The following is a 23,408-nucleotide window of genomic DNA, read 5'->3' on the forward strand; positions in this document are numbered from 1 at the left end:
CTCCCAAACCGCGGTCAGTCTCGGTCGGCGAGGGTGACCTCCACGCCCCCGACCAGGTCGGTCGTCAGGTTGTAGATGAACGCCCCGACGGTGGCCGCGGCTGTCAACAAAACGATGTTGACCAGGCCGATCAGCGCCGCGCCGCCGAACACCGTTCCGCTGGAGACCAGTTCTCCGCCGGCGCCGCCGCTGGCGCTGGTCAGCAGGTCGCCGACGTTGCTGTTGAGCTTCGTCCAGACCCCCATGCCGCCCAGCACCAGGTACAGGAACGCGACCGCGATCATCCACACGAAGAACAGCGCCACCGACAGCAGCAGCGACACCTTCAGCGTGCTCCACGGGTCGACCCGCCGGATCTGCATGCTGGCCCGCACCGGCCCGCGATGCTGTCGCGACGCCACTTCGACGCCGCGCGTCGGTGTGGCCGGGCGGGCCTGGCGGGGCCGCTGCTCCGCGACGGGGCGTTCCGCAGGTTGGCGCTGCTGCGGCGACCGCGGCACCCCGCCGGACAGATCCGGGATCTCACTGGCGTAGGGCTCGGGACGGCGAGCAGGTTCGGGACGATCCGGTTCCGGACGGCTGACCGGTTCGGGCCTGCCGGCAGGTTCCGGACGACCGGCCGGCTCGGGTCTGCCGGCAGGTTCCGGACGGATCGTCTCGGTCCGCGCGTTCTCGGTGCGCTCGGCCGGCCGCTGCGTCTGCTCCGCGTCCGCTCCACCGCCCATGAACCGGTTGAGCCGCGCGTCCAGACCCGCAGGGTTGTTGCCACCCTGCCGGGCCTCCGGACCGGGTCCGTCGGCCGCGTGCCGCTGCCTGGGCCGGCCCGCGGGGCCTCGCTGCCACGGCGGGACATCGTTGCCAGGCGCCCCGGCGTCCTGCGCGGGCGCCGACGAGGACGGCGCACCGTTACCCGCGCCGGATCCGTCGCCGGCCCGCGCGTGGCCTGGCTCGTTCGGTGAGCTCACCTACGACTCCTCACTGGTGGTCGCGTCGACGTCGGTGTTGACCTCGTCGGTGCTGTCGCCGGCTTCGGCGTTGCGCGCGATCGCGATCAGTGTGTCGCCCTCGCCGAGGTTCATCAAGCGAACGCCCTTGGTTTGGCGCCCGGCTTTACGGACCTGACGTGCGGCGGTACGGATGACACCGCCGCCGGAGGTGATGGCGTACAGCTCGGTGTCGTCGTCGACGATCAGCGCACCGACCAGCGTGCCACGACGCTTGTCGAACTGAATGGTCAGCACACCTTTACCGCCGCGACCCTGGACCGGGTACTCGTCGATGGCCGTCCGCTTGGCGTAACCACCCGAGGTGGCGACCAGCAGGTAGGTGTCCGGACGCACGACGTTCAGCGAAAGCAGCGCGTCGTCGGCGTTGAACCGCATGCCCTGCACACCCGAGGTGGCGCGGCCCATCGGGCGCAGCGCCTCGTCGGTGGCCGAGAACCGGATCGACTGACCGTTGGCCGACACCAGCAGCAGGTCGTCGTCGGCCGAACACAGCACCGCGCCGACCAGTTCGTCGCCGTCACGCAGGTTGACCGCGACGATGCCGCCGGACCGGTTGGAGTCGAAGTCGATCAGCCGCGACTTCTTCACCAGGCCGTTACGGGTGGCCAGCACCAGATACGGCGCGTCCTCGTAGGTCTTGAGCTGGATCACCTGGGCGATGCGCTCGTTGGGCTGGAAGGCCAACAGGTTCGCGACATGCTGGCCACGCGCCGTGCGCGAGGCCTCCGGCAGGTCGTAAGCCTTGGCCCGATAGACCCGGCCCTGCGTGGTGAAGAACAGGATCCAGTCGTGGGTCGAGCAGACGAAGAAGTGGTTGACGATGTCGTCCTGCTTGAGCCCGGCGCCTTGAACGCCCTTGCCGCCGCGCTTCTGGCTGCGGTACAGGTCGGTCTTGGTGCGCTTGGCGTAACCGGTCTCGGTGATCGTGACGACGACGTCCTCGCGCGCGATCAGATCCTCGTCGGCGACGTCACCGTCGGCCGGGATGATCCGGGTGCGGCGGTCGTCGCCGTACTTGTCGACGAGCTCTTTGAGCTCGTCACGCACGATGGCGCGCTGACGTTCCGGCTTGGCCAGGATGTCCTCGAGGTCGGCGATCTCGGCCTCGATCTTGGCCAGATCGTCGATGATGCGTTGACGTTCCAGGGCGGCCAACCGCCGCAGCTGCATGTCGAGGATCGCCTGCGCCTGGATCTCGTCGACGTCGAGCAGCTCGATCAGTCCGCTGCGTGCGACATCGGCGTTCGCCGAGGCCCGGATCAACGCGATGACCTCGTCGAGCGCGTCGAGTGCCTTGACCAGACCGCGCAGGATGTGGGCCCGCTCGTTGGCTTTTCGCAGCCGGTAGGTGGTCCGGCGGACGATCACATCGAGTTGATGGTCAACGTAGTGCCGGATCAGCTGGTCCAGGCGCAGCGTGCGCGGCACGCCGTCGACGATGGACAGCATGTTGGCGCCGAAGCTGGTCTGCAGCTGGGTGTGCTTGTAGAGGTTGTTCAGCACCACCTTGGCCACGGCGTCGCGCTTGATCTCCACGACGATGCGCAGACCCACGCGATCGCTGGACTGGTCCTCGATGTTCGAGATGCCGCCGAGCTTGCCGTCGCGGACCTGCTCGGCGATCGAGGTGATGAAGTTGTCGTGATTGACCTGATACGGCAACTCGGTGATCACCAGCGAGGTGCGCCCACGCGAATCTTCTTCGATCTCAACGACACCGCGCATCCGGATCGAACCGCGTCCGGTCTTGTAGGTGTCCTCGATACCCTGCGATCCGACGATCAGACCGTGGGTCGGGAAGTCCGGACCCTTGACCCGCTCGCAGACCGCGGCCAGAGTGGCTTCCTCGTCGGCTTCGTGGTTTTCCAGGCACCAGTACACCGCGTCAGCGAGCTCGCGCAGGTTGTGCGGTGGCATGTTGGTGGCCATGCCGACCGCGATACCGCCCGAACCATTGGCCAACAGGTTCGGGAACCGGCTCGGCAGAACCGTGGGCTCCTGCACCCGGCCGTCATAGTTCGGGATGAAATCGACTGTCTCCTCGTCGATTTCGCGCAGCATCTCCATAGCCAACGGAGTCAGTCGCGCCTCTGTGTTGTGGCTGACGAAACCGTTGGTGATGAAAGAATGGTCGGCAGTGTCGACACGCAGGCTGTAGACCGGTTGGACGCCCGCAGCGGTTACCGAAGCGACGCGCGCGTAGTAGAACCGGCCATCGGTGAGTTCGGTGGCGATAGCACGTACATCCTTGTTGGCGATGTGGCTCAAGATCTCATCGCGGTCGCGACGCCAACGCGATAGCCGATCGATATTGTGCTTGCGGAGCCATTCCTTGTCGACCCACCGGCTTTCGCTCTGGGACCGAATAAACGCGGCAAGACCCGGCACATGGTCAGAATCCAAACCTGCAGCACGCGCGGGTAGAGCATTGAGCAACGCCTGCAATTTGAGCTGCTTGGCTCCACCGAACCCGACCCGCGTAGAGAAGTCGTCCGCGTGGGCACGGTTCGTGATGACGACCTTGTGCTCACCGGTCGCGTGGAGGTACCTGCGCGAAACGACACCGAACTCGAGGAGCATCTGCTGGACATCCCGCGCCAGTTGACCGCTTCGAGTCGAATACGACACCTGAACCGTATTGCGGGGCAGTGCGGAACAGGAACCGTCACCTTCGAAAAGAGCTTGCAGGAAAGCTCTCTTGACGGTGGCTGCCGAATTCCACAACCAATCGGGAATTGCCTTCGCCGCTGACCGGGTGCCGACGAGCCCAGCTAGCCGGGACTTCCTCAGCTCCGTCAGGTTATGCACGTCCAACTCGAGCAGAGTCGAGCCTGACGCGATCCGACGCTCGGAGATGTACCGCGCCCCACCGACCACCGCGTCGTAGGCAGCCACGACCATGTTGAAGTAATCGCGATCGAGGTTGTTGAATCCGGCTCGCGTTTCGCTGACGAATCCTTCGCTGATGAACGCGCCGAGAAGCAGCGCTTCCATGACCTCGTGCCAGTCGGCGGGGCCGAACTCCACCGGTGGGGTGCGCTGCAGCACGACACAATCGTCAGGTCGAATCTCCTCGATCAGCTTCCACAGGAGCGTCGGTACGCCTCCTACGTCGACCAGACACAGCAGCGGGTGATTCGCGGTCCCCACAACCTCGTAGCCTTCGACGGTTCGCACCTTGAAGGTTTCGTGGTCACCGGAGTGGAAGAGCGCATCGGCCACGACCGGGTCGCCGTGCCGGTCCAGAACCTTCAGCTCGATCTCGTTGTCTGAGTTCGCCGCGGCTCCGGGAACCACATCACCGATGCGGACGGCTTGGCCGAAGGGGAGGCGAACCAGCGCATCTCCGGTGACGCAGTACCGCATCGCGGCCGGCGGGTCGTTGCCCGGCGAGCCGAAGTTGCCCTGCCCGTCGACCAGCGGGTAGCGCAGCGACCACGGCTGGGCCATCCGGACCAGGGTGTCGTAGATCGACGCGTCGCCGTGCGGGTGGTAGTTACCCATCGTCTCGGCGACGGACCGTGCCGATTTCGCGTGGCTGCGGTCAGGACGGAACCCGGAGTCGAACATCGCGTAGAGGACCCGGCGGTGCACCGGCTTCAGACCGTCGCGCACCTCCGGCAGGGCGCGGCCGACGATCACGCTCATCGCGTAATCGATGTAGCTGCGTTGCATCTCCTGCTGGATGTCGACCGGTTCGACGCGGTCGCCGGCTTCGTCGCCGGGGGGCAACGTGGTGTCAGTCATGGAATTTCGTTCCTAAGTGGGGGTAGGCAGCCAGTCGTCGGACGTCGTTAAACGTCCAGGAAACGCACGTCTTTCGCGTTGCGGGTGATGAAGCTGCGGCGTGCTTCGACGTCCTCGCCCATCAGGATCGAGAACAGCTCGTCCGCAGCGGCAGCGTCATCAAGCGTCACCTGACGCAATACGCGCACCGACGGATCCATCGTGGTCTCCCACAATTCTTTGGCGTCCATCTCGCCGAGACCCTTGTAACGCTGGATGCCGTCGTCCATGTTGATCTTCTTGCCGGCCTTCTTCCCGGCCTCGAGCAGCCCGTCGCGTTCCCGGTCGGAGTAGGCGAACTCCGGTTCGCTGCGCTGCCATTTGAGCTTGTACAGCGGCGGCTGCGCCAAGAAGATGTGCCCGTTTTCCACCAGTGGCTTCATGAACCGGAACAACAGCGTCAGGAGCAGCGTCGAGATGTGCTGGCCGTCGACATCGGCGTCGGCCATCAGCACGATCTTGTGGTAGCGCAGCTTGGAGATGTCGAACTCGTCGTGGATGCCGGTGCCCAACGCGGTGATGATGGCCTGGACTTCGGTGTTCTTCAGCACGCGGTCGATGCGCGCCTTCTCGACGTTGATGATCTTGCCGCGCAGCGGCAGGATGGCCTGGAACATCGAGTCCCGGCCGCTCTTGGCCGAGCCGCCGGCCGAATCACCCTCCACCACATAGAGTTCCGACTTGGTCGGGTCGGTGGAGCGGCAGTCGGCGAGCTTGCCGGGCAGGCCGCCGATGTCGGTGGCGCTCTTGCGGCGCACCAGCTCGCGTGCCTTTCGCGCGGCGATCCGGGCCTGCGCGGACGACACCGCCTTGTTCACAACGGTTTTGGCTTCGGCCGGGTTGGCCTCGAACCAGTGGGTGAGCTGCTCGTTGCAGATCTTCTGCACGAACGACTTGACCTCGGTGTTGCCGAGTTTGGTCTTGGTCTGGCCCTCGAACTGGGGCTGCTGGACCTTCACCGAGATCACCGCGGCCAGGCCTTCGCGGATGTCGTCGCCGGTGAGGTTGGGGTCCTTTTCCTTGAGCAGCTTCTTGTCTTTGGCGTACTTGTTCACCACGGTGGTCAGCGCGGCACGGAAGCCCTCTTCGTGGGTGCCGCCTTCGTGCGTGTTGATCGTGTTGGCGAACGTATGCACCGACTCGGAATAGCCGGCGTTCCACTGCATCGCGACCTCGACCTCGTGGCCGGTGCCCTTGCCTTCGAAGTCGATGACGCTGGGCTGGATCGAGTTCTTGGTGCGGTTGATGTGCTTGACGAAATCCACCAGGCCGCCGGGGTAGTGGAACACCCGGTGCTTCACCTTGACCGGCGCCGCGGCCTCAGCGGCCTTCTCCTCGGCGCTCTTGGGTGCCTCGGCCTGATCACTGACCACGTCGTCGACGACTTCGTCGGGGGTGACGCGCTCGTCGGTCAGCTCGATGGTCAGGCCCTTGTTCAGGAACGCCATTTCCTGGAGGCGACGCGCGATGGTCTCGAAGTCGTAGGTGGTGGTCTCGAAGATGTCCGGATCGGCCCAGAACCGGATGGTGGTGCCGGTCTCCTTGGTCGGCTCACCCTTACGCAGGGTGCCGGGCACCGAACGGTCGTAGGTCTGGAACCACTCGTGCCCGTCTCGGCGGACGTCGGCCTCCAGCCGGCTGGACAGCGCGTTGACCACGGAGACGCCGACACCGTGCAGACCGCCGGACACCTGGTAGGCGCCTTCTTCGAACTTGCCGCCGGCGTGCAGCACCGTCATCACGACATCGATGGTCGGGATCTTCTGGGTTTTGTGCGTCTCGACCGGAATGCCGCGGCCGTCGTCGGTGACCTGGACACCTCCGTTCGCGAGGAGTCGCACGTCGACCTTGCTGGCGTAGCCGGCCATCGCCTCGTCCACCGCGTTGTCAACGACTTCCCAGATCAAGTGATGCAGGCCGCGTTCACCGGTGGAACCGATGTACATGCCCGGACGTTTACGAACCGCCTCCAGTCCCTCGAGCACCTTGATCGCATCGGCGCCATACTCGCTGGGAGCGTTCTTCTTCTGGGCAGCCACGTTGGACGCGTCTCCTTGGGGTTCGCAGGCAAGCGGCGACATGCCGCTCGCGGATCTGACACCAGTCTACCGGCTCAGACCGTCAGGACCCACTCTGTGGACACGTTTCTTCATACCTGATCGCGCCGTGCGTCGATTTTCGCGGATAGGGATAGGTCTTGACGGCGTGGGTGGTATTCAGAACCATCCTGGCGACTCTCAGGGAATCAGATCAGCCATACGTGTCGCGCGGTCCGCGGCCCGGCACGCTGTATCGACCCTTGCGCCAGGACGGACCGACCGGGCCCACGATCTTCAACGACGTCACCACACCGTCCCCGACCGCGGCAGCGATCTTGGCCAGCAGCTGGGCCTGCACCATACGTAACTGGGTAGCCCACGCCGTAGATTCCGCCGTGACCGTCAACACGCCCTCGTGCAGGGACTTCGGCGCCGCGTGGTCAGCGATCTGGTCGCCGACCACCTCGCGCCACCGTCCGAACACCGCGCCTTCGGCGACTTTCGCCGACCAGCCGCGGCTGCGCGCCAGGTCACTGGTCAGAGCGCCCAGCGGCTGCGGATCCCGAGCGTCGGGACCCGGCCCGGACCACCGGCGACGACCCCCACCCGGGGTACGCCGCGGCGGCGGCGCCGACGTGCGGCCGCGGCCGACCTCCTTGCCCTGCACGCGCGCGGCACCCCGGGCCTCCTCCAGGGTGCGGCGGACCAGGTCCATGCCCTTCAGCCCGGCCAGGTGAGCGGGCGGACCGGTGGGTTCGACGGTGTCGTCGTCGGCGTCGGTCATGCGCGCACCTGAGAGATCCGGCCGGAATCGCTGTCGGTCATCTCGATGCGGACGCGTCGGGCATCCCAGTCCGACGGGATGTCGTCATCGACCGCAGCCGTGACCAACACCTGTTCGGCGGATGCGGCGACCTGCGCGAGGGCTTGGCGGCGCGCGCTGTCGAGCTCGGCGAACACGTCATCGAGCAACAGCACCGGGTCACCTCCCTCCGCTCGGAGCAGTTCGTAGGAAGCCAGTCGCAGCGCCAGGGCCATGGACCATGATTCACCATGACTGGCGAAACCCTTGGCGACCTGGTCGCCGAGTCTGAGTTCCAAGTCGTCGCGGTGCGGCCCGACCAGACACACCCCGCGTTCCAGCTCCGCGTCGCGGCGTCGACTCAGCGCATCCAACAGACCCGCCTCGAACACTTCCGCATCGACTGTGCCCACCGCCGCCTCGGCCTCGACGACGTCCACGCCGCTGCGATAGCGGATCGCCGCCGGGCGCGACGCCGGTGCGAGCAATTGGTAGGCCTTCTCCACTTCAGGCGCCAGCGCGTTCACCAGCTCCACGCGGGCCGCGATCAGCTGCGCCCCATGTGCGGCCAAGTGTCCGTCCCACACATCGAGGGTCTCCAGGGCCGAGCGGTCCCCGCGGAACCGAGCCGCGGACGCGGTCTTGAGCAGTGCGGTACGTTGACGCACCACTTTGTCGTAATCGCTTCGCATCGCGGCGATTCGGGGACGACGCGTGGTGGCCAGCTCATCAAGGAATTTACGTCGTTCGCCGGGGTCTCCGCGCACCAGCGCCAGGTCTTCGGGGGCGAACAACACCGCGCGCAGCACACCGAGAATTTCTCGGGCCGAGCGCACGGGGGAGCGGTTCAGCCGCGCTTTGTTGGCCCGTCCGGCGGTGATGTCCACGTCGACGGCGAGCTCTCGACCGTCGTTGACGACGATGGTCGACACGATGGCGCGATCGGCGCCGGCGCGGATCAGCGGCGCATCCGTAGCGACCCGATGTGATGACAGTGTCGACGAATACCACAGTGCTTCAACGATATTCGTTTTACCGAAGCCGTTGGGCCCGACGAACACCGTGCGTCCGGGTTCCAGCGCCAGCTCCAGCCGGGGCCAGGAACGGAAGTCGGTCAGCGTGAGCTGGCGAACATGCACCGCGTCACTCCGTCATCCCGACTCACTGATGCGTTTGACCGCATGTCCACCGAACTGGTTGCGCAGCGCGGCAACGGCCTTCATCGTCGGCGAATCGTCTTGGCGGGAAAGGAATCTGGCAAAAAGCGAAGCTGCGATACTCGGCACCGGCACCCGTAGCCGGATGGCTTCCTCGACGGTCCAGCGGCCTTCGCCGGAGTCCTCGGTGTACCCGCTGATCGCGGCCAGCCCGGGGTCCTCGCGCAAAGCTTTGGCCAGCAGCTGCTGCAGCCACGAGCGCACCACCGTGCCGTTGGTCCAGGCTTGGTAGACCGCCTGCGGATCGTTGACCAGGGGTTCGGCCGCAAGCATCTCGTAGCCCTCGGCGTAGGCGGTCATCAGTGCGTACTCGACACCGTTGTGCACCATCTTGGCGAAGTGACCGGCTCCCACCGGCCCGACATGGACGAACCCGTCCTCGACCGGACCGGGCGGCCGCAACGCGTCGAAGATCGGCATGGCCCGGGCGACGTCGTCCTCGCTGCCACCCACCATCAGTCCGTAACCCTCGGTCAGGCCCCAGACACCCCCGGAAACACCCGCATCGATGAAGGCAATGCCGTTGTCGGACAAGAGTTTCGCGTGCGGCTGGTCCTCGGTGTAGCGCGAGTTGCCACCGTCGATCACCAGATCTCCCGGGCCGAGGATGCGCGCAAGACTCTCGATGGTCTCATGCGTGACGGTCCCTGACGGCACCATCACCCACACCACCCGCGGCGCGGTCAGGGCGGCGGCCAGATCGTCCAGGGAGCCCACGTCGGACACTTCTGGCCGGGGATCGAAGCCGACGACGTCGTGCCCGGCGTCGCGCAGCCGGGACCGCATGTTGAATCCCATTTTGCCCAGGCCGACCAGACCTACCTGCATGTCTGCGCCTCCTGTTCGAGTCCGAGGACGGTCAGCCGGGCAGGCGGACCGGCATCAAGAGATACACGTAGTCGGTCTGCGCGGCCGGGTAGGGGCCGCTGCCGCTGGTGTCGACGTCATTCTCGCCCGCCGGGCGCAGCACCGCAGGCCGGCTCGGGGTGGTGAACCCGAACGTGACACGTTCGGAATGCAGCGATCCGAGTCCGTCGGTGAGATAGGTCGGGTTGAACGCGATGGTCAGCGGGTCGCCAGAGAATTGCACCTGCAGGTCTTCCTCGGCGCGACCGACATCGTCGGCACCGGCCGACAGGTGCAGCACGTCGTCGGCGAATTCCATGCGCACCTGCGCGCCGCGGTCGGCGACGAGCGCCACGCGCTTGATCGCCTCGGTGAGCTCGGCCACACCGACGGTGGCCACCGCCGTGTGTTCCGTGGGCAGCAGTTGGCGGAACTTCGGGAACTCGGCATCCAACAGCCGGGTGGTGGAGCGCTTGCCCTTGCTGCGAATGCCGAGCAGGCCCTCCTTGCCCACCGATGGCCCCGCGCCGAGTGCCAGGTGCACCTCGGTGCCGTCGGTCCCCGCGCGCGCTGCTTCGGCCAGAGTCTTGGCCGGTACCAGTACCGCGGCTTCCACGCCGGGGGACGACGTCGACCAGGTCAACTCCCGGACCGCGAGCCGGAACCGGTCGGTGGCAGCGAGAACGACCTTCTCCCCGGCGATCTCGACGCGGATGCCGGTGAGCATCGGCAGCGTGTCGTCGCGGCCGGCCGCGACGGCGACCTGGCCGATCGCCTCAGCGAAGAGGTCGGCCGAGATCACACCGGTCTCGTCGGGCAGGGTGGGCAGCGTCGGGTAATCCTCGACCGCCATCGTCGGCAGCGAGAATCGCGCGCTTCCGCAGGTCAGCGCCACACGGGTGCCTTCGACACTGACGTCGACAGGCTTGGACGGCAGCGACCGGACGATGTCGGACAGGAGCCGCCCCGAAACCAAAACGCTTCCCGGAGAAGCGATTTCGGCGGGGATCTGGACTTCGGCCGACACTTCGTAGTCGAAACCGGAGATCGTCAGTCCCTCGTCGGAGCCGGTGAGCAGAACGCCGGCCAGCACGGGAACCGTCGGACGGGACGGCAGGTTGCGTGCCACCCAGGCGACTGCATCGGCGAAATCTTCGCGGGTCAGCCGAAATTTCAGATCGGTCAGACCTGCCGTTGTCGTCGCCACGTCCATAGCGTCCCTTCGATGCAACACGCCGATAAGCCTCTTGCAGCAGATCCCCGGAATCGCAGGCTACCGCCGCTCGGGGCGTGCCGCGACGACCGGAACGGCTGTCGATGAACCACCGTAGATCGTCGCGGGCCAATCTGAAAGCTAAACGACAGGGCCGACAGGTGGGCCGCTCCGGGCGGCCGGGGGCCCTGTGATTCGTCTTTCCCCAACAGCCTTCTTCTAGAAGAAATCTAGAGATAGAGAAAAGTAGTAGTAATAGGCGTTGTGCACGCTGGGGATAACGGCTGCTTTCCGCAGGCCAGGGGCACCGAGGGGTTGTGGGTGGGCTGGGGAGAGCCTCGGCACGGTTTCGACGGGGGTGGGGATGAACTACCGGTTGGGGACGACGACTGCAGTTTCCCGGTAGTTCATCGGCAGGTTGTCCACAGGTCGTGCACAACCACGCCTGTGATGGTTGTGGCGGGCGAGACCAGAGTTTTTCGCGCGAGAAGACGACGCGCCGACCGATCGACGGCGCGACACGCCGCAACGGAACCGGGCAGTGGGGTGCAGAGGGTCAGCGCTTGGCGCGCTGACGGATGCGAGTGGTCAATTCTTTGACGTGGTCGAAGATCTCGCGGCGTTCGGCCATCTCGGCGCGAATCTTCTTCTCCGCGTACATGACCGTGGTGTGGTCGCGCCCGAACGCCTGGCCGATCTTCGGCAGGGACAGATCGGTCAACTCGCGGCACAGGTACATCGCGATCTGCCGGGCCTGGGCCAGCGCACGCGTCTTACCGGGGCCGCGAAGTTCGTCGACGCTGGTCTCGAAGTACTCGGCGGTGGCCGCCATGATCGCCGCGGTGCTGATCTGCATGGTCGACGGATCCGAGATCAGGTCGCGCAGCACGATCTCGGCCAGCGACTTGTCGATCATCGTCTTGTTCAGCGACGCGAATGCCGTGACCCGGATCAGCGCGCCCTCGAGTTCGCGGATGTTGCGCTCGATCCGGCTCGCGATCAACTCGAGCACGTCGTCGGGAACGTCGAGGCTGTCCATCTGCGCCTTCTTGCGCAGGATCGCGATGCGCGTCTCCAGCTCCGGCGGCTGCACATCGGTGATCAGACCCCACTCGAAGCGGGTTCGGAGACGGTCTTCCAGCGTTGCGAGCTGCTTGGGCGGCCGGTCCGAGGAGATCACGATCTGCTTGTTCGCGTTGTGCAGCGTGTTGAAGGTGTGGAAGAACTCCTCCTGGATTCCGTCCTTGCCTTCGATGAACTGGATGTCGTCGACGAGCAGCACGTCGATGTCGCGGTAGGTGCGTTTGAACGACGCGCGGCGATCGTCGCGTAGGGAGTTGATGAAGTCGTTGGTGAATTCCTCGGTGGACACGTACTTGACGCGCATACCGGGAAAGAGGCGTTGGGCGTAGTTGCCCGCGGCGTGCAGCAGGTGAGTTTTGCCGAGTCCGGACTCACCCCAGATGAACAGTGGGTTGTACGCGCGGGCGGGCGCTTCGGCGATGGCCAGCGACGCCGCATGGGCGAACCGGTTGGACGCACCGATGACGAAGGTCTCGAAGGTGTAGCGCCGGTTCAGATTGATCGCGGTCGGGTCGTCCTCATCGGCGCTCTTGGCGCGATTGGACAGATAGCCGGGCCAGTTCGCCTCGGCGCTGGCACGCGCGGCGAGGTCGTCGTCGACGAGGTCTTCGCCGGCGTCTGCTGTCTCGGTGTCGGCGGCCGGCGGCGTGTGACCGTTCTGATCGGCCGGCACCGCCGGGGGATCGGCGATGCGGACTCCCAGCTCGACCCGTTGGCCCAGCTGACGGCTGAGCGCGGCGATGATCGGTTCGCGCAGGTGACGTTCGATTTCGTTCTGGACGAACGGGGTCGGCACGGACAGCAGCGCGAACCCTTCGGTGATCACCAACGGTTGGACCAGCTTGAGCCAGGCACGTTGCTGTGGAGTCAGAGATCCGTTGAGTTCGGCGACGACGTTGTTCCAAATGGAAACGAACGGTGGGTCGGGGTCAGCCGTCATCGACAAGCACCCCCTCGCCGGCCATCGTAGAGCGGCCAAGTGAACGCCGACGAACTGTCCACAAAGTTATCCACAAGCTGTGGATACACTGACGTCGTCGTCGTTCTGTCGTCTATCGGCGGGGACACCGTGTGCCGGAGCTTCTCACAGATCTGTTGCATTCAGTGGGCTCGCGGCGGAGTCGGATCCTCGCTTCGTTGTCTTGCGCCGCTCCGTGAGGAATCGGCTCTGCCAGAAGCTAACAGTTTTCTCTCCGAGTGCCAACAGTTCGGCAACATTGCAGGGAAGCGGAATGTGGTATGGCTCAAGAGGTCTTGACGAACGTGACGCCAGTGACATCTGTGATGATCCTGACGTGCGGTGACGGCTCGGACGCAATGGCCGGTGACGTGGGCGGGCGGCTCTGCGGCCAGGTTTGACCCAGGGAAAACTCGTCAGTACCCTCGAACAGTCGCCCGCACGTGGCGATACGGCTGCGACCCGGTCCTCGGGGGACCGCGCCGGCTAACAAGTGCGAGACGGACGAGCTTAACAACGGCCGATCGCGTGACGAGCGCCGAACATCGGCGCCCGGACGCGCGGGGGCCAGACTCAACAAGGAGTGACTGTCGTGGCCAAGGGCAAGCGAACCTTCCAGCCCAACAACCGCCGCCGCGCGCGTGTGCATGGGTTCCGGTTGCGGATGCGCACCCGTGCCGGCCGCGCGATCGTGTCCGATCGTCGCCGCAAGGGCCGTCGTTCACTGACTGCGTGACCCGGTCCAAGGTCTGACGCGGTGCTTCCGGCCCAACACCGGATGACACGGTCGACCGAGTTCGGAGCCACAGTCAGTCGGGGGGTGCGGGCGGCACAGCCCGACCTTGTCGTCTACACCTTGCGTTCTGACGCACCCGGCGAACCCGGACCGAGGATCGGCCTGGTCGTCTCCAAAGCCGTGGGCAATGCGGTGCAACGTCATCGCGTGTCCCGACGGCTGCGCCACGTTGCCCGGTCCGTTCTTTCCGAACTCGACCCTGCCGACCGTGTCGTCATCCGGGCGCTACCCGGCAGCCGTGACGCGGTGTCGCCGCGTCTCGAACAGCAATTCCGCACCGCGCTGCGCCGGATCCGTCAGCGTCAAGGAGCCGTGTCGTGATGTCTCGACCTGTTCGCGCGGTCATCTATCTGATCCAGCTCTACCGCCACACGATTTCGCCGTTGCGGCTGCCGACGTGTCGGTTCACGCCCACGTGCAGTCAGTACGCGGTCGAGGCGCTCACCGCGTTCGGCCTGTGGCGCGGTACCTGGCTGGCCCTCGTGCGTCTGCTCAAATGCGGGCCATGGCACAACGGAGGATGGGATCCGATTCCCGAGCGCGATGGTCACAGTGACGCAATGACCGAATGTGGTTGTGCCAGGCCGCAAGACGGTGCCCAAGACCCGAACCGACCGATAACTCAAGAGAAGAGTCAACTGGGTGTTTAACTTCTTCAGCCTCGACATCATCTACTACCCGGTGTCGGGCATCATGTGGGTCTGGTACAAGATCTTCGCGTTCTTGCTGGGTCCGTCGAACTTCTTCGCCTGGGCGCTGTCGGTGATGTTCCTGGTGTTCACACTGCGCGCCATCCTCTACAAGCCGTTCGTCCGCCAGATCCGGACCACCCGGCAGATGCAGGAACTGCAGCCGCAGATCAAGGCGCTGCAGAAGAAGTACGGCAAGGACCGGCAGCGCATGGCGCTGGAGATGCAGAAGCTTCAGCGCGAACACGGATTCAACCCGGTCCTCGGCTGCCTACCGATGTTGGCGCAGATCCCGGTGTTCCTCGGCCTCTACCACGTGCTGATGTCGTTCAACCGGACGCAGACCGGCATCGGTCGCCTGGGGTTGTCGGTGGAGGAGAACCGCAGCCTCGGCAACTACTTCTTCAGCGCCACCGACGTCGGCAACTTCCTCGACGCGAACCTGTTCGGTGCGCCACTGAGCGCGACGATGATCCAGCAGCACGGACTGGACGCGTTCACCGAGTTCCATCGGCCGGCCGTGGTCGCCGTCGGTGTGCCGATCATGATCCTGGCGGGCATCGCGACCTACTTCAACAGCCGCGCGTCGGTCGCCCGACAGAGCCCTGAGGCGGCGGCCAACCCGCAGACCGCGTTGATGAACAAGCTGGCGCTGTACGTGTTCCCGCTCGGCGTCGTCGTCGGCGGACCCTTCCTGCCGCTCGCGGTCATCATGTACTGGCTCGCCAACAACATCTGGACCTTCGGTCAGCAGCACTACGTGTTCGGCAAGATCGAGAAGGAAGAAGAGCTCAAGAAGCAGGAGGCGCTCGAGCGCCGCGCTGCCAATGCTCCCGCTCCCGGCAGCAAGCCGAGCCGGAAGAAGAAGAGCGGTACCCCTGCGAGCGCCCCCGGTGATGCGACCGAAGCGACCACTGACGACGCAGCGGCTGTCGAAGACGGCAAGCCTGCGGTCGGCACGGGGGAGCCGCCGGCGGCGAAGACCCAAAACGGTGCACAGAAATCAGGCAATCCCGGGGCTGCGAAGACGGCGGTGAACCGCACGCCCAGACCCGGCGCGAGCCCGAAGAAGAAGAAGAAGCGTTGACACGCGGTTCGTCCGCGGACAAGAAAGAGGTAGACATGACCGACACCGAGACCACTGAACGCAACGAGGACGAGCGCGTCGACGCCGAGGGCGCCGCGGCGACAGCTGGAGACGATCTCGAAGAGAGGTTGGTTGCCGAGGGCGAGATCGCCGGCGACTATCTCGAGGAGTTGTTGGATCTGCTGGACTTCGACGGGGATATCGACCTCGACGTCGAGGGCGACCGAGCGGTCGTCAGCATCGACGGCGGTACCGACCTGAACAAGCTCGTGGGCCGCAAGGGGGAGGTGCTCGACGCGCTACAGGAGTTGACGCGGCTGGCTGTGCACCAGAAGACGGGCGAGCGTTCGCGGCTCATGCTGGACATCGCGCAGTGGCGTAAGCGTCGTCGCGACGAGCTGGCGGCGTTGGGCCAGAAGGTGGCCCACCGCGTGCTGGAGACCGGCGAACGTGAGGAACTGGCGCCGATGACGCCGTTCGAGCGCAAGATCGTTCACGACGCGGTGGCCGCGGTGGACGGCGTACACAGCGAGAGCGAGGGCGTGGAGCCGTCGCGTCGCGTCGTCGTCCTGATCGACTGAGAGTTACATACATGTAGTTCCTTGCCGGCGCGTTCGATGGAGGATGTTTCACGTGAAACGTGCGGACGTGCCGCCCCCGCCGCCGGCGGTCCCCGACGTGTTCGGCGACCGCGCTGACGTCGTCGTCCGGTACGCGGAGATCCTGGCGGGTGCCGGTGTCGAACGTGGACTGTTGGGCCCGCGAGAAGTTGACCGGTTGTGGGTACGGCACATCCTGAACAGTGCCGTGCTGGGCGAGTTGTTCACCGCGTCGGAACGGATCGCCGACATCGGCAGTGGGGCGGGCCTGCCCGGGATACCGCTGGCCTTGGCACGCCCCGATATCGAGGTGACGCTCATCGAGCCGCTGCTGCGGCGCAGCGAGTTCCTCCGGGAGACGATCGAATTGCTGGGCATCAGCTGCACGGTCGTTCGCGGACGCGCGGAGGACCGTGCGGTACGCGACAATGTCGGCGAGTTGGATGCAGTGGTCTCGCGAGCGGTCGCGTCGCTCGACAAGATCGCCGCGTGGAGCGCCCCCCTTTTGCGTGTCGGGGGACGGATGGTTGCGATGAAGGGCGAGCGCGCCGCGGAGGAGATGGCTGCGCATCGGCGGGCACTCACGAAGGCGCGGTTCGGTGATGTGCATGTCGTCGAGTGCGGCGTGGATTACGTCGACCCGCCGGCGACTGTCGTCATAGGGTCATTGGAGAAGAAGTCGGCGCCACGGCAGCCGGGAAGGAGACGCGGGTGATGTCAGGTCCCGGCAACGCGGGCGCCCCCGATGTTTCACGTGAAACCTGGAGCGCACAGGATGTGGATACACCCATCGGCGCCGAGGCGGAACGTGCGGTACGGCTCATTCATGCGGCGACGCAGGGGGATCTTCCGAAGCCGCCGCGCCAGCGGGTCTTCACCATCGCCAACCAGAAGGGCGGAGTCGGCAAGACCACGACGGCGGTCAACATCGCCGCGGCGCTCGCGCTCCAAGGTGCCCCCACGTTGGTCATCGATCTGGACCCCCAGGGCAACGCGAGCACCGCGCTCGGTATCGAGCACCGGCCCGGGACGCCGTCGTCGTACGAGGTACTCCTTGGCGAGATCCCGCTCGAAGAGGCATTGCAGCAGAGCCCCCACAATGAACGCCTCTACTGTGTGCCGGCCACCATCGATCTGGCCGGTGCCGAGATCGAACTCGTCAGCATGGTCGCCCGGGAAGGTCGGCTCCGGAACGCGCTCGCCGAGCTGAAGAACTACGACTTCCACTACGTCTTCATCGACTGCCCACCGTCACTCGGGCTGCTCACCATCAACGCACTCGTCGCCGCACCGGAAGTGCTGATCCCGATCCAGTGCGAGTACTACGCCCTCGAGGGTGTGGGGCAGCTGCTGCGCAACATCGAGATGGTCAAGGCACACCTGAACCCCGAGTTGGACGTCACCACCGTGGTGCTGACGATGTACGACGGGCGTACCAAGCTCGCCGACCAGGTGGCGTCGGACGTGCGGGCCCATTTCGGGGACAAGGTGTTGCGGACGGTGATCCCCCGCAGCGTGAAGGTCTCGGAGGCCCCCGGCTACGGGATGACGATCATCGACTACGACCCCGGTTCGCGCGGCGCCATGAGCTATCTGGACGCCAGCCGCGAACTGGCTTCACGTGGCACGGGGGAGCGCGAGCGTTGAGCGGCAGCAGTGTTGCGGCGAAGGGAAGAGGGCATCGATGAACAACCCGGCGCGTAAGCGGAGTGGACTCGGACGCGGTCTGGCGTCGCTGATCCCGACCGGTCCCGCCGAAGAGGGGGAGCGGGCGACCACCGGACCCCGTATGGGTGACGCGGCGGCGGACGTCGTCCTCGGTGGCGGACGGATGGGGCCGGCGGACAACGAGGTCGGCGCGGTCTACCGGGAAATCCCCCCGTCGCAGATCGAGCCGAACCCACGACAACCCCGGCAGGTGTTCGACGAGGAAGCCCTGTCCGAACTCGTCCACTCGATCAAGGAGTTCGGGCTCATGCAGCCGATCGTGGTGCGGGCGCTGCCCGCCGCCGACGGTGAACCGGACCGTCCGCGCTACCAGCTGGTGATGGGGGAGCGGCGTTGGCGCGCTTCCCAGGAAGCCGGCGTGGCGACCATCCCGGCCATCGTGCGCGAGACAGCCGACGACAGCATGCTGCGCGACGCGCTGCTGGAGAACATCCACCGCGTGCAACTCAACCCGCTCGAAGAAGCGGCGGCATACCAGCAGCTGCTCGACGAGTTCGGAGTCACCCACGACGAACTGGCCTCGCGGATCGGGCGGTCACGCCCGGTGATCACCAACATGATCCGGCTGCTGCGTCTGCCGATCGCGGTGCAGCGCCGGGTGGCGGCGGGCGTCCTGTCCGCCGGGCACGCACGCGCGCTGCTCTCCCTCGAGGCCGGGCCGGACGCGCAGGAAGAGCTCGCGGCACGCATCGTGGCCGAAGGTCTGTCGGTGCGGGCCACCGAGGAGGCCGTGACGTTGGCCAATCGGGAGGGCGCCACCGCCCCGCCCGCGCCGCGTCGCAAGCCGATCCAGATGCCGGGCCTCCAGGATGTCGCCGAGCAGCTGTCGACGGCCTTCGACACCCGGGTCACCGTGAGTCTGGGGAAGCGCAAAGGCAAGATCGTCGTCGAGTTCGGCTCGGTGGACGATCTGCAGCGCATTGTCGAGTTGATGAACGCGTCGAAGCCGTGACCGATCACACCGGGGAATTACGTCACTGTGACACGCTCGCCGGCGATCGGACGCGCGGTCACTGGCCGACGGGCAAAGGTGCTGAAGCGCAACAGAATTCATCATCGGAAGCGAATCGCCGGGTGAACCGGCCGCCGAACCGCCCCCACTTGCGCCCGGCTTCTATTCTGGAGAGGCAGCCGCACCGTTCGGCGCGGCGAAGACACCCGGGAGCGTAGTGACCGCACGCATCACGCCTCTTCGGCTCGAGGCATTCGAGCAGCTGCCCAAGCACGCGCGACGGTGCACGTACTGGGAGGTCGACCCGACCACAGTCGGCGGCGACGATCACCTGGCTGACCCGGAGTTCGAGAAAGAAGCATGGCTGTCGATGGTCATGCTCGAGTGGGGCTCGTGCGGCCAGCTCGCCGTGCACACCCGCCCCGGTTCCGACGACCTCGACGACGGTCGCGACCCCGACGACGAACCGTGTCTCGGGTACGTCTTCTACGCGCCGCCCCGCACCGTCCCTCGGGCAAGTCGATTCCCGACCGGGCCCGTGAGCGCCGATGCCGTGCTGTTGACCACTCTCGGCGTCGAGCGCCAGGAGGATCTCGAAGGTCTTTCGCGCACACTGATCACCGCGGTGGTGGGGGACCTCGTCAGCCGAGGGGTGCGGGCGTTGGAAGCGTTCGGCCGATCCGCCGAAGTCGTCGAGTTGGACGGGGCGGGCGCGGTGTCCGATGACGTCCGACCGGTCCTCGAGGCGTTGGGCGACTGCGCGGTGGGCAACTGCGTCCTGGCCAGTGATCTGTTGTTGGACGCGGGTTTCGAGATCGTGTCACACCACAGGTACTTCCCGCGGCTACGACTGGAACTCGAGCAGGGGCTGGGCTGGAAGGCCGGCGTCGAGAAGGCCTTGGAACAGCTGCTGCTCAGCGCGCAACTGGAGCAACCGGTGGGAGCCGGCGCCGGGGTGCACAATCAGTTGCGGCGGGCCTGCTCGACGGCCAATTCGTGAGCCAACAGCTCGGCGAACGTGAAAGTCCCTGTGGGACGGTCGTTTTTGCCGAGCAGATAGAGCCGCTTGACGGCGGCCAGGATGCCCTCGGCGATCGCGTCACGCGCCGACGGTGACACCAGGGTGGCGCGATCGTCCGGGTTGCTGATGTAGCCGACGTCGACCTGCACGGTCGGCATCCGGGTCAGCCGGAGCAGATCCCAGGTGCGTCCATGAACCCGACAGTCCCGTAATCCGGTGCGCGCCACCACTTCACGCTGGATGAAGTCGGCCAGATTGCGCCCGATCGTGGACACCGAGCCGTGCGAGTTGCCGAAGTGGAACGACGCCACCCCGCTGGCGGCCGGACTCGTCTGGGTCTCACAACGCAAGCTGATCATCAGATCCGCGCCGACGGTGTTGGCGGTCGCGGCGCGTTCGGCGTCGGTGGGCGCGGTGTGCACCGACCGAGACAGGAAGGTGTCCATGCCGATCGCGGTCATGCGGCCCTCGAGCCGACTGGCCAGATCCCACAGGATCTCGGCCTCGCTGATCGGACCGTTGGGGCCGTTCATGATCATGCCGTGGTCGTCGCCGCCGTGACCCGGATCGATGATGATCCGCTTCCCGGACAGACGTGGTCCCGAACTGCGAACCAGCTCCTCCTCGCGGATCGCGTGCGGCGAGCCGCCGGTGACGCGCGATCCCAGAAAGTACAACGAGCGCAACGTCTCCGGACCGCAGATGCCGTCCGGATACAGACCGTACTCGCGCTGGTAGGACATCAGCGCGTTGTGGGTCTGCAGGCCGAAATGCCCATCAACCAGGCCGGTGTAGAAACCGAGGTCCTGTAGGCGCGCCTGCAGCGTGGCGACGTCGTCGCCGTACATCGGCGCTCCGAACTGGTGATTGAGCACGCGGGCGCCCAGGCGGTAGGAGGCTTCTTTGAGCGCCCGGAAGGTGGCCTCGCCGACGATGCCGTCGACGAGCAGGCCGCGATGCTGCTGGAACGCGCGCACGGCGTGGTCGAGCTCGTCGTCGAACAGGTCGACGGCGACGCGCTTTCCGGTTGTCAGGTCAGATTCGACATCGTCGATCATGCCGAGCGCGGCCAGTGCGGCCCGGATCTCGGTGACCGCCCCCCCGCGGTCACCGCGACGCAGACTCGACATGATCCTGATTGTCTCAGACAGCCAACAGAAATCCGTAAAACCCCAGGCCCAACACGGTTGTCGAATATGGGCACGACGGGGTATCGGACAGGTGTCCGACCGGTCTCGTCGCCGTCAGAGCACGTCGCCGATCTCGCGCAGCAGCGCCGCTTTGCCTTTCGCCCCGACGATGCGTTTCACCGGCTGGCCGTCCTTGAACAGGATCATCGTGGGGATCGACACGACCTGGAAGTCGCGCGCGGTCGCGGGGTTCTCGTCCACGTCGAGCTTGGCCACCCGCAGCACGTCGGACTTCTCGGCGGCGATCTCCTCGAGTACCGGCGCGACCATCTTGCACGGCCCGCACCAGGTGGCCCAGAAGTCCACGAGCACCGGGCTGCTGCTGGACAGCACGTCCTCGGAGAACGAGTCGTCGGTCACGGTGACCGTCTTGGCTTCGCTCACTGCTGCGCTCCTATCAAGTCGCTGTCATCCGTTGTGGTGGAGGTTCTTTCACCCGGCGCGGCATGCTCGGCCAGCCATCGCTCAGCGTCGATGGATGCGGCACAACCACTTCCGGCCGCAGTGATCGCCTGCCGGTAGGTGTGATCGACGAGATCGCCTGCGGCGAAGACACCTTCGACCGAGGTGTAGGTGGTGCGGCCCTGCACTTGGACATACCCGGCGTCGTCGACCGCGATCTGGTCGCGGACCAGTTCCGAGCGGGGATCGTGGCCGACGGCGACGAACACACCGGTGACCTCGAGCGCCGACTCCTCACCGGTGACGGTGTTGCGGATCCGGACACCGGTGACTTTCGGGTCGCCTTCGATCGCGGTGATCTCGGTGTTGACCAGGAAGGTGATCTTCTCGTTGTTCTGGGCGCGCTCGAGCATGATCTTGGAGGCACGGAACTCGTCGCGGCGGTGGATCAGCGTGACGCTGCGGGCGAACCGCGTCAGGAACGTGGCTTCCTCCATCGCCGAGTCCCCGCCACCGACGACCACGATGTCCTGGTCGCGGAAGAAGAAGCCGTCGCAGGTGGCGCACGTGCTCACACCCATCCCGGTGAGGTCCTTCTCACCCGGTACACCCAGCTGGCGAGCGGCAGCGCCCATGGCCAGGATCACCGCGCGGGCCTGATGGGTCTCGTCGCCGACGGTGACGGTCTTGACCGGTCCGGTCAGATCCACGGCGTCGACGTCCTCCATGCGCAGGTCGGCGCCGAAGCGCAGCGCCTGCTCACGCATCTGATCCATGAGTTCGGGGCCCTGGATGCCCTCCCGGAAGCCGGGGTAGTTCTCGACCTCGGTGGTCGTCATCAGCGCACCGCCGAACTGGCTGCCCTCGAAAACCAGGGGGTTGAGCTGGGCGCGCGCGGCGTAGATGGCCGCGGTGTAGCCGGCCGGGCCCGAGCCGATGATGATCAGGTCGTGAACGGGGGTGGGGGAAGTCATGAGCACCTTTCTGCCGGCGGCGAGTGGGAAGCCATCCGCTTGGTTAACACCAGGGTAGGCCGGTGTGTTCCTGTCCAGATACCCGGCGCATCACGGGTTCTGTTCTTTGCCGGCGCGGCGCAGCGCCGCGGCGACGCGCGCAACCACCTCGGCGGGCACGTCGGGCGCCTCGTCGGCGGCCAGGTCAGCCACGGCGCGGCGGGCAGCATCGAGGCCGGCCAGCGTGTGGGCAGCGTGGGGGTCGGCACGAACCATGCGGCGGACGTGAGCCGCCGTCACGTCGTCGAGGAGACCGGCCTGCAGGTCGGCCAGCAGCTCTGGGGTCGGCGGCGCGACCGGATCCGGCACAGCACCGCTGTCCATCGCCCACCCCGTCGGTCGTCCACCACGATCGGTTCGCCAGGATATCCGAGCCGGCGACGGGGACTCACTCGGCGGCAGCGTCCAGGGCGAAGTACTGCAACGCGACCGCCAACTTGGTGCGGGCCCGTGCGCACCGACTCTTGACGGTGCCTTCGGCGACGCCCAGCAGGCGGGCCGTCTCGGCCACCGAGTAGCCCTGCATGTCGACCGCGACCACCGCGGCGCGCTGCTCGACGGGCAGCCGCATCAACGCGTGGTGCACGGTCAGCGCGGTGTCGACCCGCGCGGTCGGGTCACCGGTCAGCAGGGTGACTTCGTCGAGCTGTTCACCGCCGTGGAACTTGTTGCGGCGCAACCGGTCCAGGCACGCATTGACCACGATGCGGTACAGCCAGCTGCTGACCGCCGAGTCGTGGCGGAACGTGGCGGCGGCGCGGTGGGCCGCCAACAGCGCGTCCTGCAGCGCGTCCGCCGCGTCGTGCGGGTTGTCGCTGGTCAGCACCGCCAGGCGATAGAGCTGCCGGTGATGGCGGTGGAACAGCTCCTCGAACGCGTACCGGTCACCGTCGACGTGCGCCGCGAGCAGTTCCCCGTCGCTGCGCGGCCGCCCGTTCTGCCGTCCCCCGAAGATGCCCACAGCCGAACACTAACCGCGC

General features: G+C 66.2%; 22 protein-coding genes. 9 read left to right on the plus strand and 13 right to left on the minus strand.

Annotated elements, in window-relative coordinates; translation table 11 throughout:
* Positions 1-14 precede the first annotated feature (14 nt).
* The 8 genes from ACQI46_RS16135 to dnaA all read right to left on the minus strand — a co-directional run bounded on the left by ACQI46_RS16135 (position 15) and on the right by dnaA (position 12,933).
* Positions 15-965, minus strand: coding sequence for a DUF3566 domain-containing protein (locus ACQI46_RS16135; RefSeq protein ID WP_427095017.1), 951 nt, complete (start codon positions 963-965; stop codon positions 15-17).
* On the minus strand, positions 966-4,754 hold the full coding sequence (gene gyrA / locus ACQI46_RS16140) for an intein-containing DNA gyrase subunit A (RefSeq protein ID WP_427095018.1): 3,789 nt from the start codon (positions 4,752-4,754) through the stop codon (positions 966-968).
* Positions 4,755-4,801: 47 nt separating this feature from the next.
* Positions 4,802-6,832 carry a DNA topoisomerase (ATP-hydrolyzing) subunit B gene (gyrB, locus tag ACQI46_RS16145; RefSeq protein ID WP_427095019.1) on the minus strand — a complete coding sequence of 677 codons (2,031 nt, stop codon included), beginning with the start codon at positions 6,830-6,832 and terminating at the stop codon, positions 4,802-4,804.
* Between the two features lie 211 nt (positions 6,833-7,043).
* Positions 7,044-7,616: a DUF721 family protein gene (locus ACQI46_RS16150; protein WP_427095020.1), complete on the minus strand. Its 573-nt coding sequence runs from the start codon at positions 7,614-7,616 to the stop codon at positions 7,044-7,046.
* Positions 7,613-8,773, minus strand: a complete 1,161-nt coding sequence (gene recF / locus ACQI46_RS16155; RefSeq protein WP_427095021.1) for a DNA replication/repair protein RecF — start codon at positions 8,771-8,773, stop codon at positions 7,613-7,615. The genes ACQI46_RS16150 and recF overlap by 4 nt, the downstream gene beginning before the upstream one ends.
* A 12-nt stretch (positions 8,774-8,785) precedes the next feature.
* Positions 8,786-9,679, minus strand: a complete 894-nt coding sequence (gene gnd, locus ACQI46_RS16160; protein WP_427095022.1) for a phosphogluconate dehydrogenase (NAD(+)-dependent, decarboxylating) — start codon at positions 9,677-9,679, stop codon at positions 8,786-8,788.
* A gap of 31 nt (positions 9,680-9,710) precedes the next feature.
* Positions 9,711-10,910, minus strand: coding sequence for a DNA polymerase III subunit beta (gene dnaN, locus ACQI46_RS16165; RefSeq protein WP_427095023.1), 1,200 nt, complete (start codon positions 10,908-10,910; stop codon positions 9,711-9,713).
* Between the two features lie 556 nt (positions 10,911-11,466).
* The gene (dnaA, locus tag ACQI46_RS16170; protein WP_427095024.1) at positions 11,467-12,933 is read right to left on the minus strand and encodes a chromosomal replication initiator protein DnaA; all 1,467 of its coding nucleotides are present in this window, start codon (positions 12,931-12,933) and stop codon (positions 11,467-11,469) included.
* Positions 12,934-13,543: 610 nt separating this feature from the next.
* Here dnaA and rpmH point away from each other — a divergent pair.
* From rpmH to ACQI46_RS16215, 9 genes are all read left to right on the plus strand, one after another.
* A complete protein-coding gene (gene rpmH, locus ACQI46_RS16175) occupies positions 13,544-13,687 on the plus strand; it encodes a 50S ribosomal protein L34 (RefSeq protein WP_014818477.1) in 144 nt (47 codons plus the stop codon).
* A 21-nt stretch (positions 13,688-13,708) separates the two neighbouring features.
* The gene (gene rnpA, locus ACQI46_RS16180) at positions 13,709-14,068 is read left to right on the plus strand and encodes a ribonuclease P protein component (RefSeq protein WP_427095025.1); all 360 of its coding nucleotides are present in this window, start codon (positions 13,709-13,711) and stop codon (positions 14,066-14,068) included.
* On the plus strand, positions 14,068-14,397 hold the full coding sequence (yidD, locus tag ACQI46_RS16185; protein ID WP_427095026.1) for a membrane protein insertion efficiency factor YidD: 330 nt from the start codon (positions 14,068-14,070) through the stop codon (positions 14,395-14,397). Before rnpA ends, yidD begins: the two co-directional genes overlap by 1 nt.
* A 43-nt stretch (positions 14,398-14,440) precedes the next feature.
* On the plus strand, positions 14,441-15,523 hold the full coding sequence (yidC, locus tag ACQI46_RS16190) for a membrane protein insertase YidC (protein ID WP_427095083.1): 1,083 nt from the start codon (positions 14,441-14,443) through the stop codon (positions 15,521-15,523).
* 35 nt (positions 15,524-15,558) lie between these two features.
* Positions 15,559-16,104, plus strand: coding sequence for a protein jag (locus ACQI46_RS16195; protein ID WP_427095027.1), 546 nt, complete (start codon positions 15,559-15,561; stop codon positions 16,102-16,104).
* Between the two features lie 52 nt (positions 16,105-16,156).
* Positions 16,157-16,837 carry a 16S rRNA (guanine(527)-N(7))-methyltransferase RsmG gene (rsmG, locus tag ACQI46_RS16200; protein ID WP_427095028.1) on the plus strand — a complete coding sequence of 227 codons (681 nt, stop codon included), beginning with the start codon at positions 16,157-16,159 and terminating at the stop codon, positions 16,835-16,837.
* Positions 16,837-17,769: an AAA family ATPase gene (locus ACQI46_RS16205; protein ID WP_427095084.1), complete on the plus strand. Its 933-nt coding sequence runs from the start codon at positions 16,837-16,839 to the stop codon at positions 17,767-17,769. Before rsmG ends, ACQI46_RS16205 begins: the two co-directional genes overlap by 1 nt.
* A 37-nt stretch (positions 17,770-17,806) precedes the next feature.
* Complete coding sequence (locus ACQI46_RS16210) at positions 17,807-18,802, plus strand: ParB/RepB/Spo0J family partition protein (RefSeq protein ID WP_427095029.1); 996 nt, start codon at positions 17,807-17,809, stop codon at positions 18,800-18,802.
* A 217-nt stretch (positions 18,803-19,019) separates the two neighbouring features.
* On the plus strand, positions 19,020-19,802 hold the full coding sequence (locus tag ACQI46_RS16215) for an acetyltransferase (protein WP_427095030.1): 783 nt from the start codon (positions 19,020-19,022) through the stop codon (positions 19,800-19,802).
* Here the strand turns inward: ACQI46_RS16215 and ACQI46_RS16220 are convergent.
* The 5 genes from ACQI46_RS16220 to sigM form a co-directional block, all read right to left on the minus strand.
* Positions 19,766-20,953, minus strand: a complete 1,188-nt coding sequence (locus tag ACQI46_RS16220) for an N-acetylmuramoyl-L-alanine amidase (protein WP_427095031.1) — start codon at positions 20,951-20,953, stop codon at positions 19,766-19,768. The genes ACQI46_RS16215 and ACQI46_RS16220 overlap by 37 nt on opposite strands.
* Before the next feature lie 114 nt (positions 20,954-21,067).
* Positions 21,068-21,397 (minus strand): thioredoxin, encoded by a 330-nt coding sequence (gene trxA, locus ACQI46_RS16225; RefSeq protein WP_427095032.1) that lies wholly within the window; start codon positions 21,395-21,397, stop codon positions 21,068-21,070.
* Positions 21,394-22,389 (minus strand): thioredoxin-disulfide reductase, encoded by a 996-nt coding sequence (gene trxB, locus ACQI46_RS16230; protein ID WP_427095033.1) that lies wholly within the window; start codon positions 22,387-22,389, stop codon positions 21,394-21,396. The genes trxA and trxB overlap by 4 nt, the downstream gene beginning before the upstream one ends.
* A 90-nt stretch (positions 22,390-22,479) precedes the next feature.
* Positions 22,480-22,752, minus strand: a complete 273-nt coding sequence (locus ACQI46_RS16235; RefSeq protein WP_427095034.1) for a hypothetical protein — start codon at positions 22,750-22,752, stop codon at positions 22,480-22,482.
* A gap of 64 nt (positions 22,753-22,816) precedes the next feature.
* Positions 22,817-23,389 (minus strand): RNA polymerase sigma factor SigM, encoded by a 573-nt coding sequence (gene sigM / locus ACQI46_RS16240; protein ID WP_427095035.1) that lies wholly within the window; start codon positions 23,387-23,389, stop codon positions 22,817-22,819.
* Positions 23,390-23,408: the final 19 nt, after the last annotated feature.

The sequence above is a fragment of the Mycobacterium sp. SMC-4 genome, from assembly GCF_050205565.1.
GTDB lineage: Bacteria > Actinomycetota > Actinomycetes > Mycobacteriales > Mycobacteriaceae > Mycobacterium.

What these genes read in the sequence shown, in the direction of transcription:
- ACQI46_RS16150 (WP_427095020.1), bottom strand. Translation starts at nt 7,616, where the DNA reads ATGACCGACGCCGACGACGACACCGTCGAACCCACCGGTCCGCCCGCT.
- trxB (WP_427095033.1), bottom strand. Translation starts at nt 22,389, where the DNA reads ATGACTTCCCCCACCCCCGTTCACGACCTGATCATCATCGGCTCGGGC.
- ACQI46_RS16220 (WP_427095031.1), bottom strand. Translation starts at nt 20,953, where the DNA reads ATGTCGAGTCTGCGTCGCGGTGACCGCGGGGGGGCGGTCACCGAGATC.
- gyrA (WP_427095018.1), bottom strand. Translation starts at nt 4,754, where the DNA reads ATGACTGACACCACGTTGCCCCCCGGCGACGAAGCCGGCGACCGCGTC.
- gnd (WP_427095022.1), bottom strand. Translation starts at nt 9,679, where the DNA reads ATGCAGGTAGGTCTGGTCGGCCTGGGCAAAATGGGATTCAACATGCGG.
- ACQI46_RS16235 (WP_427095034.1), bottom strand. Translation starts at nt 22,752, where the DNA reads ATGGACAGCGGTGCTGTGCCGGATCCGGTCGCGCCGCCGACCCCAGAG.
- yidD (WP_427095026.1), top strand. Translation starts at nt 14,068, where the DNA reads ATGTCTCGACCTGTTCGCGCGGTCATCTATCTGATCCAGCTCTACCGC.
- dnaA (WP_427095024.1), bottom strand. Translation starts at nt 12,933, where the DNA reads ATGACGGCTGACCCCGACCCACCGTTCGTTTCCATTTGGAACAACGTC.
- ACQI46_RS16195 (WP_427095027.1), top strand. Translation starts at nt 15,559, where the DNA reads ATGACCGACACCGAGACCACTGAACGCAACGAGGACGAGCGCGTCGAC.
- dnaN (WP_427095023.1), bottom strand. Translation starts at nt 10,910, where the DNA reads ATGGACGTGGCGACGACAACGGCAGGTCTGACCGATCTGAAATTTCGG.
- ACQI46_RS16205 (WP_427095084.1), top strand. Translation starts at nt 16,837, where the DNA reads ATGTCAGGTCCCGGCAACGCGGGCGCCCCCGATGTTTCACGTGAAACC.
- yidC (WP_427095083.1), top strand. Translation starts at nt 14,441, where the DNA reads ATGTGGGTCTGGTACAAGATCTTCGCGTTCTTGCTGGGTCCGTCGAAC.
- ACQI46_RS16210 (WP_427095029.1), top strand. Translation starts at nt 17,807, where the DNA reads ATGAACAACCCGGCGCGTAAGCGGAGTGGACTCGGACGCGGTCTGGCG.